Origin of the sequence: Corynebacterium sp. ACRPS (assembly GCF_022346005.1) — a bacterium.
Classification (GTDB): Bacteria; Actinomycetota; Actinomycetes; order Mycobacteriales; family Mycobacteriaceae; genus Corynebacterium.
In genome coordinates, this window is record NZ_JAKRMY010000002.1 from 56,355 (window position 1) to 72,482 (window position 16,128).

14 protein-coding genes are annotated in these 16,128 nt (G+C 60.1%); 1 reads left to right on the forward strand and 13 read right to left on the reverse strand.

The window, feature by feature from the left end; all coding sequences use genetic code 11:
• Positions 1 to 14: 14 nt before the first annotated feature.
• A complete protein-coding gene (gene lnt / locus MHX65_RS01500; RefSeq protein WP_239268099.1) occupies positions 15 to 1,532 on the reverse strand; it encodes an apolipoprotein N-acyltransferase in 1,518 nt (505 codons plus the stop codon).
• Positions 1,533 to 2,135, reverse strand: coding sequence for an FxsA family protein (locus tag MHX65_RS01505; RefSeq protein ID WP_239268101.1), 603 nt, complete (start codon positions 2,133 to 2,135; stop codon positions 1,533 to 1,535).
• A gap of 64 nt (positions 2,136 to 2,199) precedes the next feature.
• On the opposite strand from MHX65_RS01505, the gene MHX65_RS01510 reads away from it, so the two are divergent.
• Positions 2,200 to 3,012, forward strand: coding sequence for a precorrin-3B synthase (locus tag MHX65_RS01510; RefSeq protein ID WP_239268103.1), 813 nt, complete (start codon positions 2,200 to 2,202; stop codon positions 3,010 to 3,012).
• On the opposite strand, the gene MHX65_RS01515 is transcribed toward MHX65_RS01510, so the two are convergent.
• The 11 genes from MHX65_RS01515 to arc all read right to left on the reverse strand — a co-directional run bounded on the left by MHX65_RS01515 (position 3,009) and on the right by arc (position 16,102).
• Complete coding sequence (locus tag MHX65_RS01515; protein WP_239268105.1) at positions 3,009 to 3,755, reverse strand: SDR family oxidoreductase; 747 nt, start codon at positions 3,753 to 3,755, stop codon at positions 3,009 to 3,011. The two genes, MHX65_RS01510 and MHX65_RS01515, sit on opposite strands and share 4 nt — an antisense overlap.
• Positions 3,756 to 4,877, reverse strand: coding sequence for a M24 family metallopeptidase (locus MHX65_RS01520; RefSeq protein WP_239268107.1), 1,122 nt, complete (start codon positions 4,875 to 4,877; stop codon positions 3,756 to 3,758). It abuts the gene before it with no gap.
• A gap of 35 nt (positions 4,878 to 4,912) precedes the next feature.
• Positions 4,913 to 7,729, reverse strand: coding sequence for a DEAD/DEAH box helicase (locus tag MHX65_RS01525; RefSeq protein WP_239268109.1), 2,817 nt, complete (start codon positions 7,727 to 7,729; stop codon positions 4,913 to 4,915).
• Positions 7,730 to 7,750: 21 nt separating this feature from the next.
• Positions 7,751 to 8,860 carry a twin-arginine translocase subunit TatC gene (gene tatC, locus MHX65_RS01530; protein ID WP_232208515.1) on the reverse strand — a complete coding sequence of 370 codons (1,110 nt, stop codon included), beginning with the start codon at positions 8,858 to 8,860 and terminating at the stop codon, positions 7,751 to 7,753.
• A gap of 127 nt (positions 8,861 to 8,987) precedes the next feature.
• A complete protein-coding gene (gene tatA / locus MHX65_RS01535) occupies positions 8,988 to 9,257 on the reverse strand; it encodes a Sec-independent protein translocase subunit TatA (protein WP_023022332.1) in 270 nt (89 codons plus the stop codon).
• A 114-nt stretch (positions 9,258 to 9,371) separates the two neighbouring features.
• Entirely contained in the window at positions 9,372 to 10,325 is a 954-nt protein-coding gene (locus tag MHX65_RS01540; protein WP_239268111.1) for a helix-turn-helix transcriptional regulator, read from the reverse strand.
• A gap of 4 nt (positions 10,326 to 10,329) precedes the next feature.
• On the reverse strand, positions 10,330 to 11,316 hold the full coding sequence (locus MHX65_RS01545; protein ID WP_239268113.1) for a helix-turn-helix transcriptional regulator: 987 nt from the start codon (positions 11,314 to 11,316) through the stop codon (positions 10,330 to 10,332).
• A gap of 35 nt (positions 11,317 to 11,351) precedes the next feature.
• A complete protein-coding gene (gene pafA / locus MHX65_RS01550; RefSeq protein ID WP_239268303.1) occupies positions 11,352 to 12,731 on the reverse strand; it encodes a Pup--protein ligase in 1,380 nt (459 codons plus the stop codon).
• Positions 12,732 to 12,769: 38 nt separating this feature from the next.
• Positions 12,770 to 12,961, reverse strand: a complete 192-nt coding sequence (locus MHX65_RS01555; protein ID WP_005279201.1) for a ubiquitin-like protein Pup — start codon at positions 12,959 to 12,961, stop codon at positions 12,770 to 12,772.
• Positions 12,962 to 12,992: 31 nt separating this feature from the next.
• Positions 12,993 to 14,537, reverse strand: coding sequence for a depupylase/deamidase Dop (dop, locus tag MHX65_RS01560; RefSeq protein ID WP_239268116.1), 1,545 nt, complete (start codon positions 14,535 to 14,537; stop codon positions 12,993 to 12,995).
• Positions 14,522 to 16,102: a proteasome ATPase gene (gene arc, locus MHX65_RS01565; protein WP_239268118.1), complete on the reverse strand. Its 1,581-nt coding sequence runs from the start codon at positions 16,100 to 16,102 to the stop codon at positions 14,522 to 14,524. Before arc ends, dop begins: the two co-directional genes overlap by 16 nt.
• Between the last annotated feature and the right edge of the window lie 26 nt (positions 16,103 to 16,128).

The window sequence follows — 16,128 nt, forward strand, 5'->3', positions numbered from 1 at the left end:
AGTAATTAATGCTCCTACTTTTCTTTAGCGCCGACACCGCGAGGTGTACGACCCAATCGGTTGGTACGCACAGCAATGAGTGCGCAGACGGTACCAATAATAACCATCAGCCACTGCATGAGCGAACCGTAGCGCACCGAAAATGTTTCACCGGTTTTCAGCGGCAGGCTTTCTACCAGTGCCGCGGGCTCAAAGAGCTCCGAGGATTGGCTTACGCTGCCGTCTGGGTGAACGAGTGCCGAGACCCCAGAGGTGGCTGCGACCACGACGGCGCGGTCGGTTTCGAGCGCGCGCAGCCTGCTCATGGCCAGTTGCTGGTACGTCATATCGGAAAAGCCGAACGTGGCGTTATTGGTAGGCGTCGTGAGAATCTGCGCGCCGTTTTTGATGGATTCGTGGAAGGCGTTATCGAAGGAGACCTCATAACAGGTCGCCACACCTACCGCGACGGAATTCATGGAGACCACACCAGGCCCATCCCCTGCCTTAAAATCCCCGGCAAGGTCGACGTAGTCCGAAAAATGCGCGAAGAAGTCCCGCATAGGCATGGTCTCACCGAATGGCTGCAGGTACTTCTTATAGTGATGGTCGCCCACGCCGTGGCCGGGAGTAAAGACTTGCATGGTATTGCGCGCGCCCACCTCATCGCGGGTGGCGGTGCCAACCAGCACTGGAGCGTCAATGGCATCGACGGCCCCGCTAATGGCCTGGGCCGCCTCGCCGTCACGGAAAGGATCGATATCGGAAGAGTTTTCCGGCCAGATCACCAGATCTATATCGTCTTCGCGGCGGGCTAGCTTCTCCGTTTCTTGGACGTGGTTATTCAGCACCGCCCGCCGTTGCCCGGCGAAATCCAAACCACTGCGCGGAACGTTGCCTTGGATCGCGGCCACCTTGGTATCGCCCACCTTGGTATCTGCGGGATCGATGCCGCGCCCAGCCGCGAGTCCCGCAATGAGCGGGAGAATAAGCGCGGCGCCAGCGGCTATCTTTACCCGCCCGCCGCGCAGCAACAAGCCGGCCAGACCGCAGGCGCACAATGCCGTTGCCACCGTGATCATCGAGGTCCCACCCCACGGGGCTAGGTTGGCTAAGGGCCCTTCAATTTGCCCCCACGCCAGTTTGACCCAAGGGAAACCGCCAAAGGGCACAGAGGAACGCAGGACCTCAACGGCGAGGTATACGAAGGGAAAGACCAGAAATCCATATCGCCATCGCGCCACCGCGGCCCCAAAGATGCCTAAAAGGATGGCATAGACCGAAAGCCAGATAGAAAGCGCCGCATAGGGCACGGTCCCTACCAACTCGCCAATCCACGGCAGGCTCAGCAGGTACAAGACCAAGCCGTGCGTTACCGCCAAGAGGGCACCTGTAGCCCCGCGCACCTGTCGCCCACGCCACGGCATCAGGCTCACATACAGCAGGGCGATGCCTATAATCGCGCCCCACCACCAGCCGCGAGGCTCAACGGCGGTAAAGGTCAGCGCACCAGAAATACCCGCTATGACCAGGCGGGCGAAAAATACCGCCACCTATTTTCCACCCTGCGAATTATCATCGCCGCCGCGGGGACCGAAGTCATCAGGGTCCAGGTTCTCGGACCAGTTGCGCAGCTCTTCCTCATCGATTACCTCGTGGGAATCGCTCTGACCCGAGGCCTGACCAAAGGATTGCCCCGAGGCCTGCCCAAAGGAACCAAAGTTGCCATAGCTATCGTGCTGTTGCGCCATGGGCGATGCCTCGTAAATGCGCACACCCATCTTCTCCACTTTGCGGTAGATGGATACGGCCATAAACTTTCGAAACAGCGACCGCGTTGGGGCGAAGATGAGCAGGAGCCCCAGAAAACTGGTCAAGAACCCGGGCAGGGACAGCAACATGCCACCGGCCAAGGTTAAGCCCACGTTGCCGGCGGTTTTACCTACGTTGTCATCGCGCACGTAGTAGGTCCCGTCACCGGCCTGCTCTACCTGTTTACCCATCAGCCGACGCACCTCAATGCCGGCGATGGACATGCCAAAGAACATCGTGATGAACAGGGCAATGAGCGCCCAAAAGACGCCAATCCACTCAGCGACGGCCCAAAACGCTAAGGTTTCCGCCAGCATATAGAGGACGAGATATAAAATCGGCATAGCTTCCAGTTTAACGAGCAATGCTGACGATGTGCTGGCAACACTCAGGCTACACTGGCAAGCTATGCATTACCCCGAATTTTTCCAGCACCCCGAGTCCGGCACTTGCCTGCGCCTACACGTTGTAGGCGGGTTTACCAGCCCCAATGATTGGATCCATTTGGGTTATTGCGCGGCGCATTGGGCCGATGGCAGCGTTTATATTCGCCCCAATTCCGCCATCGAGTTGCGGGGAGTTACAGACAAGGCGCAGCTGGCGGCGGAGCTGGATGAATTGGAGCTGCAGAGCTTCCACATTCCTATGCTGGCCTCTCCCCTTTCTGCCGCGGCGAAGCAGGCCGCGCGCGAGCTGGCCACGCACCTGAATACCGAACAGCCCGGCTTGGAATCGCTCGCAATTACCGCTACCGACGACGATCTCCCGGCTTCTGCCACGCAGGTCAACATGCGGCTGCTTGACGATGCCACCTTGAATATCACCCAGTCCCCCGCCGCCGACAGCCCTACCGCGGGTCTCTCGCTTGCCGATGCCGCAGCCCACCTCCAACGCCTCGGTGCACAAAACACCGAGACGAAGGGCGGTGTGACAAGTGACGCGGAGCTTAACGCAGAACCTGGGCCCATTGGCTGGTTGGACGAGCACCAGGCAGAAGGCGTGGTCGACCTTGGCGCGGGGGTCTACCAAGGCGCCATCCCGGCGCAGTTCGCGCAGCTTATCGGCCAGCTCGAGGTGAACATCACGGTCACCCCGTGGGGTGGCTTAGTCTTTCACGACATCGCGGAGGGCGATGCCGAGGTCGTCCTCCGCGTGCTCGCCCCGCGCGGATTCATCTTCGACATCAACTCGCCCCTATTGCGGGAAGGCGAGGCCGACTAGCGCGGCATGTGCCGCCAGATGGGTCGGGGCACCAACCGCATGACCCATGCCAAGGCTTGTAGCGCCCTTGGGATCCACAGGGTGTGGCTGCGCGCCTGACCGCGGCGGTCATCGTTATCTATGCAGGCGACGACGGCATCGGCGACATCGCCTGGCCGCACCGATAGTGGGGCCGGTTTCATTCCTTGGGTCATGGACCCGATGACGAGCCCTGGGCGCGCGGTAATCAGGCCAAGCCCGCTGCCGTGCAGCCTGTCCGCAAGGCCCTGGCAAAAGGCATCCAGCCCGGCTTTGGTGGAACCGTAGACATAATTGGCGCGCCGCGCCCGCCACCCAGCGATGGAAGAAAAGGCCACGATGTGGCCGCGCGGCATCGACTGAGCCGCCACCGTGAGTACGGAGACCTGGGCGGTGTAGTCGATGGTGGCGATCTGTGCCGCGTGGGCAGGATCGGTGTCCGCCCTATCTTGATCCCCCAGAATGCCAAAGGCGACCACGGTAAGTTCAATCGCGCGGACGCGTTCCTTGGCCTCGGCAAAGATCTGGCGGTGCTGGGAAAAGTCCTCCGCGTCAAAGGACAGCTGGTGGACGCTGCGCGCACCAGCGGCCTCTAACCGGGAGGTAATCTCCTCAAGCCCGTGGGTCCCGCGCGCGGCGAGGACGATGTCGTTGCCGCGGGCCACGCGCTGGGCGATTTCGCCGCCGATATCGCTGCGCCCGCCCAGGATCAGTACGCCAGCCACTTAGCGCACTTCGCGTTCGACGACGTTGAGGGACTCGTAGCCATCCTTGGTAAGTACCACGATATCCTCGAGGCGCATGCCCCACTTTCCCTCCAGGTAAATGCCCGGCTCGATGGAAAAGGCCATGCCCTCTTCCAGCGCTAGGTCATTGCCCTCCATGATAAAGGGCTCCTCGTGGGTCGAGAGACCAATACCGTGGCCGGTGCGGTGGACGAATTTATCGCCCCAACCGGCATCGGCAATGGCCTTCCTAGCAACCCCGTCGATTTCTTCGGCCGTGCTGCCGGGCTTGGCGGCGGCGCGGGCGGCCGCCTGGGCATCGTAAAGCACGGCATAGGCGTCCTGGAAGTCCTGCGGCGCCTGGCTGAGATCGCCGCCTACGACGTAGGTGCGGGTGCAATCGGAGTGGTAGCCGGAGGGCAAGGTACCGCCGAGATCCACGACAACGGGCTCGCCCGCCGCCAGCTTCCGGTCAGAGAAGCTGTGGTGCGGATTGGCGCCATTCGGGCCGGAGCCCACGATGACGAAGTCAATGATGGAATGCTCTTCGAGAATGAGCTTTTCCAGTTCATGGGCCACCTCGGCCTCGGTGCGGCCGGGCTGCAGGAGCTCGGGGACCTTGGCGTGCACGGCGTCGATGGCCTGACCGGCTTTGCGCAGCTCCGCGATTTCCGCCTCGTCCTTGCGGGTAAACAGCTCTGCCAGCGCGTAGGTGGCAAGGACGTAGTCCGCATCAGATACGAGCCCCTGGAACTGCAGGATATGATCCGCCGTTAGGGATTGGCCCAGCGCGACCTTCGTGATCGACGCAGCGCCCTTGAGAGCGAGCTCGTAGGGATTATCGCCGTCATTCCACCCGCGCAGCTCAACGTCGAGCTTGCCGACGGGCGCCGATTTAATATCCGTGATATCCGTATTCGGCGAGACAATCCACGGCGTGCCGCTTTGGGGAACGGCCAGCACCGTCAGGCGCTCGTGGGACGATACCCACGAACCGGTCAGGTAGGCGAAATCGGGGCCGGTGCCAATCAGCAAAAGGTCAATGCCCTGCTGGGCGGCTGCTTCTTGCGCGGCCGCGAGCCGACGCGAATACACTTCGGGAGAAAAAGCCTGAGTAGTCATGCCCCACAGTCTACTAGCCAGCGGCCTGGGCTAGCTTAGGCCCCGATCGTGACGACCCCGCGCTGGATGGCATCGATCGCGCGGCGCGCGTTGCGCTGGATCTGGCCATCGTAGCCAGTCTTGGCGATTTGCTGCAGTAGGTCCACGACCTGGCGGCACCACCGCACGAAGTCACCGGGGGTAAGCTCCGCGCCCGCCTCATTGGCCGCCGCCATGCAATAGCCCAAGGGCGCACCCGCCGCCCACTGGTGAATGGCTAGTGCAAAGCCGGCTTCGGGTTCGCGCGTTGGCGACAGCCGGTGGCGGCGTTCATCTGCGCTGAGCTCGGTATAGATGCGCCAGGTCGCATTCATGGCATCGGCCATGCGGTCCGTTGCCGCCTCCGGCTGGCCCCCAGTGGCCTTCCTATTTTCAAAGCAGCACAGGGAAGCAACGCCGGCCAATTCCGCCGGATCCAGCTCATCCCAAATGCCGCGCTTCAGGCATTGGGCAACGAGCAGATCGGATTCGCTATGAATCTTGGCCAGGCGCTCACCTTCCTCAGTAATCACCGGCGTGCGATCGCTGCCCGCGCCAGAGAATTCGACATAGTCCATCTCCGCGAGCAGATCCACGATGCGTTCAAAGGTGCGACCCAATGTATCGGTCGCCTTATTCACCTTGGCCTGCAGCTTTTCAAGGTCGCGCTCGCGCCGCGCCAACTTCTGCGCCACGCCGGCTAGCTGCTCCCTATCGGTGGCGGGCCACTCGTGTGCAGGGTGCTCGCGAATGGCATCGCGCAACTCGCCCACCCGCTTATTTGGTCGCAGGCGTGGTTTCGACTTCATCCGCTTCGGACGATCAAACTTTTCGCGGCGGAAGACATCCTGGATGTACTTGGTATTGCGCCGCGGATTCTTCCGCACCGGCTTCGGGATCTTAATACGGCCCAGCTGAATCGGTGGATTGCTAATCCCGGTGGCATCGATGCGCCCAGACCACCCAGATTCCGTGGTCACCCACGGACGTGGATCCTCAGTCTGGTTGGCCGGGGTGACCACCGCGGCAAGGGTGGGCCGTTTCTTTCCGGCAATCGCGATGACGTCGCCCAATTGCAGGCGGGCTAGCACCGCGACTACTTCCTGGGTGCGTTGGTGTTCCTTATCAACCTTGGATTGTTTTTCTTCTGCCGTTAGCTCGCGGCGCAACCGGATATAATCCATGAGCACCTCGGCGGGATCCTCGCCGTCCTTGGCCGGTGGTGCGAGGGCATCGACGGCATCGTCAAGCTGCTCCCGCAACTCGCACACGCGATGCTCCGCGCGTTCTAATTCGCGGGTTTCTTCCACCACGGAGCCATCGGCTTGGAACTGTGCGAAGGACTTTTCCAGCAGCCGCAGCGAGTCTTCAAAACCGAGCATGCCCAGCAGGTTAATGGCCATGTTATAGCCCGGCGCAAACGTAGAAATGAGCGGATACGTGCGCGTCGAAGCCAAACCTGCGACAAAACGCGGATCCATAGCAGGCGCCCACTGCACGACCGCGTTGCCCAGGGTATCGATTCCGCGCCGGCCAGCACGCCCGGTCAGCTGCGTGTATTGGCCTGGCGTGAGGTCCACGTGCGCTTCGCCATTAAACTTAATGAGCTTTTCGAGCACCACCGTGCGGGCGGGCATATTAATGCCCAAGGCAAGGGTCTCTGTTGCGAATACGGCGCGCACCAAGCCGCGAACAAAGAGTTCTTCGACGATGTGGCGAAATGCCGGCAGCATCCCTGCGTGGTGGGCAGCAAAACCACGCGAGAGCGCTTCGCGCCACCGCCGAAAGTCTAGGACCTGGAGGTCTTCTTCTGGGATGCCCTCGACGCCGGCATCGACGATGGCCTTGATTTCTTCTGCTTCTTCTTGCGTCGTCAGCACCATCCTGCTGCGCAGGCACTGATAGAGCGCGCCGTCGCAACCGGCGCGGGAAAAAATAAAGGTAATCGCGGGCAGCATATCTTGCGATTGCAGCACCTTGAGCACCTCCGGGCGCCCTAAGGGACGGTAGCGATCCTGCGGGCGAGAAGAACCGGAACGACCGCCGGCCTTCCCATGAAAATCGCTGCGCCCGCCGCCCTTGTGGCGCGCCCTCGCGCGAAAACCCTTGCCGGATTTATAGTCCGCGCGCGCATCATCGCTATCGCCCGCCTCCAAGCGCTGAATGCGGCGCTCTAACTCAGAATTGACCTGGCCGCCGGATTCCGGTTCAAAGAGCGGATAAATCTTGCGGCCCAACATCATCCATTGATCGAGCGGAACCGGCCGGTGTTCGGTCACAATGACAGAGGTATCTCCGCGGACGGTAGCGAGCCATTCACCGAATTCCTCGGAATTGGACACGGTGGCAGATAGACCAATGATGGAAACGTGATCCGCCAAGTTCAAAATGACTTCTTCCCAGACCGCACCGCGGGAGGCATCTGCAAGGAAGTGGATTTCATCCATGACCACGTGGGTAAGCCTATCCAGCGCGGGCGAATCCGCGTAGATCATATTGCGCAGCACCTCAGTGGTCATCACCACGATTTCGGCGTCCGAGTTGATAGAGACATCGCCAGTAAGCAGACCAACGGCATCCTCGCCGTGCTCAGCGACGAGGTCGTGGTACTTCTGGTTGCTCAGCGCCTTAATCGGGGTGGTATAAAAGCACTTCGTGCCGCGGCTTAAGGCCAAAGAAACGGCAAACTCGCCAACGACGGTTTTACCTGCGCCGGTAGGGGCGCAGACGAGCACACCTTGGCCACTTTCTACCGCCTCACACCCCTGCACCTGGAACTCATCCAAGGGGTATGGGAGGCCGGCAGCGAAGGTATCCAGGTGAGTTTCAGTCATATCTCACAAGGCTACCCGTGCTTAAAGCACATCGTCGAAAAAGCCGCCTTCATCGGTAGGCCGTGGCGGCCCCTTGCGATCCCCAGCCTGCTGCGAAGTGCTATCCGCCGCCCGCTTTTCCGCGCGGACAGTCTGCGATGACGCGCTAGGTGCCGTGGGCTTTGGGGAGGCATACACGCCCGATGGGGCATCGACAGGCGCGGGTCCACCCACGCCCGTGGGGCCCTCATCAAGCGCGGACGCGGATTCATCATCAAGATCCATCCACTCAGGGCGCTGCCGGTTCTGGCGTTTATCGTGAATGCGGCAGAACTGGAAGGCAATCTCGATAAGCAGCAAGAGGCAGGCGGATAAGACCAGCATGCTAAACGGTTCTTGGCCTGGCGTCACCAAAGCAGCGAAGATCATAACCACGACGATGATAATGCGGCGCTTGTCCTTGACGTGGTTGTATTCCAAGATACCAATGAGATTGAGCGAGACCACCAAAAGTGGAACCTCGAAGCTGATGCCGAAGATGAGCAACATCGCCAAAAGATAATAAAAATATCGCTCACCGGTTAATGCTGCGGTTTGATACTCAGCGCCGATACCAATGAGGAATTCCAAGCCCACGGACAAGATGAAGTAGGCCAAGACGGCGCCCGCCAGGAAGAGTGAGACGGCCACAACGACGAAGCTCAAGGTATAGCGGCGCTCGTTCTTATGCAGGCCTGGGACGATGAATGCCCACACCTGGTAGAGCCAGACAGGGGACGAAATCACCGTACCGGCCAAAGCACCGACCTTCAGACGCAAAATGAGCATCTCGAAGGGGCTGGTGGCAAGCAAGCGGCATTCGCCATCGTTATTGAAATTGGCCCGCTTATCTTCCGGCAATGAGCAATAAGGCTCGCGCAGAATTTCTCCCAGCGGCGGAATCCGGAAGGGCGCCTGCTGGTACCAAATGAAACCGATGATCGCACCGATAACCAAGGCCAACAAGGAAATAATGATCCTTCGCCGCAGCTCTTGCAGGTGCTGCACTAAGGTCATCTCGCCCGTTGGATTCTTGGGCTTGCGTGAAAAACCTCGCCGCTTGCGGCGCACGCGGGATCCTTGTTCACCGACAGGGTGGGACTGTGAGGACATCAATTTGGCTCTTTCAACGCACAAGAGCGAACACTACCCTGCTCACTCGGTATCTGGATGCCGCGCGCCGGCACGGCTGGCGAGTACATAAGCAAAGCGTGTTCGCGTTTCTAGCAGGCAGAAGGCGTTAATTCTGAGAAGAAGTGTTTCCCTGCTGGTGGCCAGGTTGCATATCTGGGCGGTTCCAGAACTCCTCATCGGACTGCTGGCGCTTCTGGCTCAATTGAGCTTGAGCCTCAGAGCGCTTGGTGTCCTCCGATTGCATTTCATTGACCTCAGATTTGAAAATGCGCATCGAGCGGCCCATGGAACGAGCAAGATCGGGCAGTTTCTTCGCGCCAAATAGCAAGATGATGACGAGAACAATCAGGCCGATTTCCAATGGTCCTAAGGTCATAAGATCCTCTTTCGGTTCTTCTTTGCCTGCGCCAGATGGCCGCCGCGCTCTCTCCCTTCGCGGGGAGAATTCGCGAGGCAATTTTAAGACGCATGTGCGTGCAGTAACTGAATTTTAAGTATAGCCCTTCAACGCGGCATTTCCGCGTTCCGCAATGAGATTCACAATAGATTGAGGGGCTATAACGCGTAACCTATCGGCCTGCCCGAGGGCGAAACGAACCAGCCAATCCACCGATCCTACCTGCATCGTTGCAGCTACAGTGCCGTTTTTTAGGCGTTTGCTTAGTTGCATATCGTAGTATTCTGCAAGCCAAGTGAATTCTTCATGAATGATTAATTCCACGGAATCCGCCGTACCTAAATTAAAGGGTGCTGCAGCGTCGAAATCCAGCTCCTTGAGGCGCGGATGAGCAGTTTCCTCGGTCAACTCGGCATGCTTGATGCGGTCGATGCGGAAGGTCCTATGCCCCTGCTTATCTTCTTCCCATGCCGCGAGATAAGGCTCGGCATCCACGATGAAGATCCGGGCCGGATCAACTAGGCGCTCGGTTTCCTTATTAGATGAAGCACTCCAATAGCGCATCCGGATGCGCCGTTTTTCATTGAGCCCGCGGTTTAAGGTTGCCTGGATATCGGATTCTTGCGGGTCCACCGTCGATAACGTGTCATAGATACTCAGCGTGCGCTCATCCATAATGGAGCGCAATTTCTCCGCGGCCGACTTAATCGCCCTGGCATCCAGCAGCCCGGGCATGGCCTCGAGGGATTCTAGGGTAAGCAAGAGGGCGCCTGCCTCGGTTGGGGTAAGCCGCAATGCTTGTCCCAGACCTTGGTCATTGTAGATGGTGACACCATCGCGGTAGCTGAAAGAGAGATCGATGAGCTCTTCGGTATTGCGGCCAGTCCCAGAGCAAAATAGCCGGTCCACGGCATCTTTTAGCTCTCCTGGGTCCATCCCCAAATCCGCGGCCGCCTCCATCGGGGTTTTATCCGGATGGTTTTGAAAATACGGGATGAGGTTGAGCGACCGGACGAGCGCTTGCAGTTTATGAGATCCATCGGCCATAGGTTTACTCAGCTCCATTGTGGTTGGCGGCTGCGCGCAATAGATTAATGATGTCATTGCGCACCTCGGGGGGATCGAGCACTTTTACTTCTGGGGCATAGCCCGCTGCGCTGCGCACCAACCAATCCTTCTGGACCCCGGTAAGCACTACGGTGCCATCGGCGGTGCGCGTGCCCACGCTTTCTAGCTCTTGGGCTTGACCCTCTGGAATATACAGGGTCGCATCCACCTTTTCGCCGCGTTGTAGCGCCTCTTTGACGAGCTTGTCGATGTCCACCGTCGGCTCGATGTGCTCAGCCGGCTGGTGGGACCGCTTGATATCGGAAAGCCTTAAGGCCCGGAAGACGCGCGGGGCTGCGCGGTCAACATCGAAGCCAACAATATAAATGCGACTTTGGTGGTTGACCACTCCCCAGGGATCCATGGTCCGGCGCACTGTCTCAGCCGCCGGATGGGGGCGGTAGGAAAAGGTGATGCGCACTTTATTTCGCACGGCGGCGAGGACGAAGGTGATGACTTCGGGGGCGAGCCGGGTGATGTCATTGACCGCGGTATATACGGGGGCACCCTCCAGGTTGCGGGAGGCCCCCGAAGCGGCAATCTTGGTCCACCCGGACAGGGAGAAATCGCTCAATCCACCAGGGGTTCCCACTCCCCCTGCGATGCCAAGCACCATCGCTTCTTCCGGTGAAAATTCCACCGGCGGGAGCTGGTAATTGCTTTGGTCGAGGCGGTACGAGACACCGTCTTCCCCACCGGTGTGCACGATGGGGACTCCGGCGCGTTGCAAGGTGGCGATATCGCGGCCCAGTGCCTTGGTGAAAGCCTCGTCGGACTTATCGCTATAACCTGCGACGTGGCTGCGGATCCAGGCCGCGGAGCGGTCAGGTGAACCACCCGAATTCGCCGCTCCTTGCAGCGCAAAGGATAGGTTGGTGAGCCTTTCTACCGCCGCATCCTGCCGGCTCGGCGTGGATCGTGATGCCACCACGTTGTCTACTCTCCCCAGTGCTCAATGTGCACGCCCTAGGCGTGATTATCGTGCATATAGTCTAGCAATGCCTCAACGCGCGGATCGGTGGACGCGAAGGGATCCAGCAGTTCCTCGGTGCGCGGTTCTGGGCGGTTAACCTTCAGCCGCGTCCAATCCACGGTCACGTGCGCGCCGCATTCTTCGGCCGCAGCTAGGAACTTTCCGCGCAAAGCCGCGCGCGTAGTCGGCGGCGCGGCCGATACCGCGCGCTCGATGGACTCATCATCAATCCAGCGCTCGATCATCCCACGGCGCAGCAGCACGTCATATAAGCCTCTCCCAGGCCGGATATCGTGATAGGTCATATCGACCTGCGTCAGCTTCGGATGCGCCCAGTCACCGCCCAAGCGGGAGCGGTAGCGCTCGAGCAGCTCGAGCTTGATCACCCAATCAATCTCGCGGTTCACTCCGGAAAAGTTTCCGGTCTCGATGGCGCGCAGGATGCGCTCCCACAGGTCAACGACGCGCTCTAATTCCGCCGTGGGCGTGCCGGCGTCTTCGCGGTGAGCGAGCCAATCGCGCGCCCGCGCGCAAAGCTGCTGCTGGACCTCCAAGGCGGTAATGGTTCCCCCGCTAACAAGCGGCAGCGGCGTAGAGCCGGTCACATCGCGTGCGATGGAGCGGATGTGGTGGATTGGATCTGCGATCTCGAGTTCGGGCAGCTCGAAGCCCGCCTCCAGCATCTCTAACATGAGCAGGGTGGAGCCGACCTTCAATGCGATGGTGGGCTCTGCCATATTGGAATCGCCCACGATGATGTGCATGCGGCGGAAGCGCTTGGAATCCCCATGCGGCTCATCGCGGGTATTGATAATGGGCCGGGAGCGGGTGGTCGCGGACGATACGCCCTCCCATACCTGATCGGCGCGCTGGGATAAGAGGAATTGCGCGGGTTGGTCGCCCTTGGCAGGCTGCACCATTCCCGCCCCGCAGATAAGTTGGCGGGTAATCAAGAACGGCAAGAGCGCTACGCCCAGGTCTTTGAGCACCATGTGCCTGCTAATGAGGTAATTCTCGTGGCAGCCAAAGGAGTGCCCGGCGGAATCGACGTTATTTTTAAAAAGGTAGACCGCGCGCTCGTTTCCTTCTTCGGCCAAAGCGTCTTCCGCCTGCAGGACCAGGCGGTTCATCACGCGGTCACCGGCGCATTCATGGGCGATGAGCTGGCTGAGGCTATCGCACTCGGCGGTGGCTACCTCAGGGTGCGAGCCGACGTCGAGGTACAGGCGGCTGGCATTGGTGGCAAAGATATTGGACGAGGCGTATTTTTCCACGATCGGCCGGAAGAGCACGCGCGCAACCTCATCGGGGCTTAATGCCCGCTGGCTCTTCGGCGTCGCCGTGGACAGGCCGTACTCGGTTTCGATGCCCATGATCCGCCGAGCAAAAACGGGACGGGTGGATTCCACGCCTACTGTCCGCCCTTTTGGACGTACGAGCGGACGAATTCTTCCGCGTTATTTTCTAGCAGGCCATCGATCTCATCCAAGAGATCATCGGTGCCGGAGGTGTTGATATTGAGCTGGGTAGCGGTAAATTCTTCCTCTGACTCGGGGCCATTTCCCCCATTATTGCTACTGACCTGGCGATTCGAAGTGGACATGGTGTCATCCTTTCCTCATATTAGGTGATCATTACTTACGATACTCGGGCTGGATGCCGATGGCAGCAAGCCCTTCAAGTAACTCCTCTACGCTGCTGGCGCCCTCGATGATGCCTTCGCAGTCCGCACGGGTGAGGCCACGGGTATCATCCATGGCCACGGTAGCCCAGACGCCATTGCGGGAGCGCCCGTCCGTAGCACCACGGCGCAGGGTGAGGCTTTGCCAACTGGCGGCGATGATATCTTCGCCGAATTTCTGCGTTATGCGCCCGCGGAAATATGCACGGGTGTCGGTAGGCGGCTCGGCCGCGGCCCGTCGCAGGTCCTCGGCGCTAAAGAGCTGGCGCATCTGGCCCTTGCGCACCAGCGCATAGTGCAGCGACTTCGCCGGATCGATTTCGGCATATTGCAGGTCGATAAGGCGCAGCTTGGGGTCATCTGGGGCGATGCCGCGGTCGAGGTAGCTCTTGATCAACCGGTACTTGGCCACCCAATCTAGGAGGTGGGAGGCCTTGAGGGGGTCATCGGCAAGTAGCCCTACCGCCTCGTTCCAGGCCGCCAGCACCTTGTGGTCGGCGGAAGTCTCCGGCTGCAGGCGGCGGCGGTATTCGGCGAGCAGCTCGAGGGCGGTGAGCTCGCGGCCATCGGCAAGCGTGAGCCGGTGGCGCAATTCGAGGTCGCGGCTTACCAGGGGCACCTCCGCGACGGCATCGGCAAGGCGCAAATCGCTAAAGTCCGTGCCGGCCTCAATGGCATCGAGCACCAGCGAGGTCATGCCCAATTTCAGCAGCGTCGAGGTCTGCGACATATTCGCATCGCCGATAATGACGTGCAGGCGGCCGAAGTCATCGTGGATGGCATGGGGCTCGTCGCGGGTATTGATAATGCCGCGGTTGAGGGTGGTTTCCAGGGAAATTTCCTGCTCGATATAGTCCGCGCGCTGGGAAATCTGGAACCCCGGTTCCTCCCCAAACTCCCCGCGGCCCATGCGCCCAGCACCGATGACGACCTGCCGGGCAACGAAGAAGGGAATCAGCGCCTGGGCCATGACCGAAAAATCGGTGCTCCGTGCGTACTGATAATTTTCATGCGAACCGTAGCTGGCACCCTTGCCATCGACATTGTTTTTATAAAACCGCAGCGGCGGGCACGGTTGACGATCCACGAGGACGGACTTTCCCTGCTCCGTCAGCTCCGCGACGGCATCCCTGGCCTGCAGCAGCGTGTGATCGCCGGCGGCGTCATAGAGCGTCGCGTCCCAAGCATTTGTGCATTCCGGCGCCGAGTACTCGGGGTGGGCATGGTCCACATAGAACCGCGCCCCGCTCGGGGTGACAACATTGGCCACACCAACCGCATTGGGGTCTACCACGGGAACCGTATCGTAGCGCTTGAGGTCAAAACCGCGGGAATCTCGCAAGGGATGTTCTTCCGCAAAATCCCAGCGCGAACGCGCGCCCGTGTACAGCGCTGCATAGGCCACCACCGCGTGGGTCGAGGTGATGATTGGGGATTCCTCCGGCGAATCCGGCGTAGAAATGCCGTATTCCGTTTCCGTTCCTAGCACGCGGGCCACGTACAGCTCCTTCCGCTTAAAAGTTCCACACTGGTCACACGCGATCCGCCGTGATCCGCGGAAACAATCTTGCTCCATTCCTCGGGGTTGGTTGAGGTGGGCATGTATTCCGATTCCGCCTGCTCGGCGGCGATGGCGGCACGCAGGTGCTGCTTGCCGATGCCCCCTTTAACGCCCCCATCGCCTTCCTCCGCGGCGCGCTGCGCACCGTGGTCCGATAAAGCCTCCTTGATGGCTAGCTTCTTAGCCCGGGCCAAGATATTGGCAATCATCGCGCCAGAGACGAAATCGCGGTAGTGCAGGACCTGGCGCTGCCCATTGCTAAAGTGCAGCTGGGCAAAAGGCCTATCGCTATAGAGCTCATCTACGGCATCGCCGATGAGCTCGTCAATATCGCCCTCGTGTGGAATGGATGGATCGAAGTGGCGGGCGAAAATCTCGCGCGCGCCGCGCTTGGTAGGCCGATTGATGCGCACCTTCATATCCAGCCGGCCCGGGCGCATGATGGCGGGGTCAATGAGCTCTTCCCGGTTGGTGGCGCCGATGATGACCACATTGCTGAGGCCCTCCACGCCATCGAGTTCCGTCAGCAGCTGGGGAACGACGGTGGTTTCCATATCGGATGAGACCCCAGATCCACGGGTGCGGAAAATGGATTCCATCTCATCAAAGAAGATGACCACGGGGCGATCCGCGCTGGCCTGGGCGAGCTCGCGGGCGCGCTCAAAAATTAGCCGGATGCGGCGCTCGGTTTCGCCGACGTACTTATTCAGCAGCTCTGGGCCCTTAACATTGAGGAAGTAGCTGGATCCGTCTCCCCCCATTTGGGTAGACAGGGAATTAGCCACGGCCTTAGCAATGAGCGTCTTTCCGCAGCCGGGTGGGCCATAAAGCAATACGCCCTTGGGCGGTTGCAGGCCATATTGCCGGTAGAGCTCGGGATGGATAAAGGGCAGCTCGACGGAATCGCGGATCTGCGAAATCTGCTCATCCAATCCGCCGATGTCCTCGTAGCGCACATCGGGCACTTCTTCCAGCGAGAGCTGGGATACCTCTGCTTGATCCACCTTTTCCACGGCCACGGAAGCCTTGGTATCTAACAGCACCACCTCGCCCGCGCGTACGCTTTCTTGCAGCGCCTGTGCGAGCAGGACGACGCGGTTATCCCCCGCGGAATTAGCCACGACGGCCCGGCGCTGGTCCAAGCGCTCGACCACGGTGGCAAGCTCGCCGGTGCTCGTAGGAGCGCAGCCTTCGACGACCACGAAGCCATCGCCCAACCGGACCTGTTGGCCCACCTGCAGGCTGCCCGGCTCCACGTTGGGGGAGACCTTGAGCTGCATGACGCGGCCGTTGGTATAGACCTCCGCGGTGGTGCCTACCTCGCTTTGGTGCGGGGAGTAGGCCAAAAAGACGCCATAGGTAGAGGCTGGCTCTGCAAGCGCATTGACCTCAGCAAATAACTGCTCGAGCTCGGCGCGCGATTTCTGTAGTAGCTCCACCAGCTTTTGATTGCGCGCAGCAAGCTGGCTGAGTTGCCGCTTATTATCCGTGGCTTCATCCATGCACACCACTTTAACGCGCGACAAGG

What these genes read in the sequence shown, in the direction of transcription:
- MHX65_RS01505 (WP_239268101.1), bottom strand. Translation starts at nt 2,135, where the DNA reads ATGCCGATTTTATATCTCGTCCTCTATATGCTGGCGGAAACCTTAGCG.
- MHX65_RS01510 (WP_239268103.1), top strand. Translation starts at nt 2,200, where the DNA reads ATGCATTACCCCGAATTTTTCCAGCACCCCGAGTCCGGCACTTGCCTG.
- MHX65_RS01520 (WP_239268107.1), bottom strand. Translation starts at nt 4,877, where the DNA reads ATGACTACTCAGGCTTTTTCTCCCGAAGTGTATTCGCGTCGGCTCGCG.
- MHX65_RS01525 (WP_239268109.1), bottom strand. Translation starts at nt 7,729, where the DNA reads ATGACTGAAACTCACCTGGATACCTTCGCTGCCGGCCTCCCATACCCC.
- tatC (WP_232208515.1), bottom strand. Translation starts at nt 8,860, where the DNA reads ATGTCCTCACAGTCCCACCCTGTCGGTGAACAAGGATCCCGCGTGCGC.
- tatA (WP_023022332.1), bottom strand. Translation starts at nt 9,257, where the DNA reads ATGACCTTAGGACCATTGGAAATCGGCCTGATTGTTCTCGTCATCATC.
- MHX65_RS01540 (WP_239268111.1), bottom strand. Translation starts at nt 10,325, where the DNA reads ATGGCCGATGGATCTCATAAACTGCAAGCGCTCGTCCGGTCGCTCAAC.
- pafA (WP_239268303.1), bottom strand. Translation starts at nt 12,731, where the DNA reads ATGGGCATCGAAACCGAGTACGGCCTGTCCACGGCGACGCCGAAGAGC.
- MHX65_RS01555 (WP_005279201.1), bottom strand. Translation starts at nt 12,961, where the DNA reads ATGTCCACTTCGAATCGCCAGGTCAGTAGCAATAATGGGGGAAATGGC.
- arc (WP_239268118.1), bottom strand. Translation starts at nt 16,102, where the DNA reads ATGGATGAAGCCACGGATAATAAGCGGCAACTCAGCCAGCTTGCTGCG.